Genomic DNA, 1,258 nt, shown 5'->3' with positions numbered 1-1,258 from the left:
GCAAAATCCTGAGCAACTTTTTGTTGCTCAGGTACTTAAAAAGTTTAATTTATAATAGTGTTGCGGAATTAAGGATTCATAGAAATTGGAACATGAAAGTTCCAATTTCTAATGAATCAAGTTAGCGGTTTAGGTATATTTTAGTCGGGTTATGAAAACAGGTCTGTCACTCTTGAGTGAAATATCCCGTTAAATGTCCGGAAGGTGTACCTGTTATTTCTAGTTTATATTCTCCTGCAGGGAAATTTGCAATAGAAATTGTGATGTAAGCGCTCTGTACTTCAGGAATATTATTTTCATAAACGACGCTCCCTTTTGCCATATCTGTAATGCGGATGGTCATATCACGGTCGGGTGATACGTTCTTGACAGTAAGGAGATAGCCATCGGTAAATACAGTTATGGGGCAATTGGTAGTCGCACTTCTAATAGGATCATCCCATCTGCCATCCAATTCTACATCTTTAACAGGAGTTTCTGTTGTATTGGCCTGTGCAGGCAAAATACCTATTAATGTAGTTATGATAATAACTATACCCCATATCCTTTTCTTTATACTTTTTAACTTCATAATTTTATGTTTTAATTGTTTTGTTTGAGGCAAAGTTAGAGGATAAATTTTAAAAACGTGCAGATATCATGTGGACAAATGAAAAAAGGTAATAAGTTAATAACTAGCTTATTACCTTTTTTTATAGGGAGGTGATATAGACAATTGTTTATTTTTAGTATTCCATAAGCCATAAATCAAGGCTTTGATTTTCGCCTAATGAACCTATTTCTTGTACGATGCGTTCTTTTAATCTTAACTTCCTTTTGGACACAGATGTGGGCGAGATGGCTAACATGTTGGCGATGTCACCGTTGCTGAATCGTAGTTTTATCAAACAGCATATTTGTATATCACCATCTGTTAAGGAAGGTATTTGATGGTATAGTCTTTTAGTATAGTTATCGAATAATAAATCTATTTTTTCTTTTATTTCTTGCCATAGTTGGTCGTCTATATACTTTGTTGTTTTTAGTTTATTGAATAATTCTGTCTGATTAATGAGTTGGTTACATAAAAAAGCCTCGCGTTTATGTAGATACTGGTTTTCCTCTGATAGATGTTCCATTGCTTCCAGTTCTTTCGACTTTTCTTTTAATGATTGGGCATAATTGCTTATATGATTTTGCAGTTTACCTTAATTCCGCAACACTATTATAAATTAAACTTTTTAAGTACCTGAGCAACAAAAAGTTGCTCAGGATTTTG

At 33.6% G+C, this 1,258-nt stretch carries 1 protein-coding gene and 1 pseudogene; both read right to left on the bottom strand.

The window, feature by feature from the left end; translation table 11 throughout:
* Window positions 1-166: 166 nt before the first annotated feature.
* Window positions 167-571, bottom strand: coding sequence for a DUF3244 domain-containing protein (locus tag AB5935_RS26720; RefSeq protein ID WP_038611451.1), 405 nt, complete (start codon window positions 569-571; stop codon window positions 167-169).
* A 154-nt stretch (window positions 572-725) separates the two neighbouring features.
* A pseudogene (locus tag AB5935_RS26715) lies at window positions 726-1,184 on the bottom strand (helix-turn-helix transcriptional regulator); the annotation flags it as partial.
* Window positions 1,185-1,258 lie beyond the last annotated feature (74 nt).

It is taken from the genome of Phocaeicola sp. RTP21198st1_B8_RTP21198_201120, assembly GCF_040929485.1.
Taxonomy (GTDB): domain Bacteria; phylum Bacteroidota; class Bacteroidia; order Bacteroidales; family Bacteroidaceae; genus Phocaeicola; species Phocaeicola dorei.
This window is presented reverse-complemented; position numbering and strand designations above follow the sequence as displayed.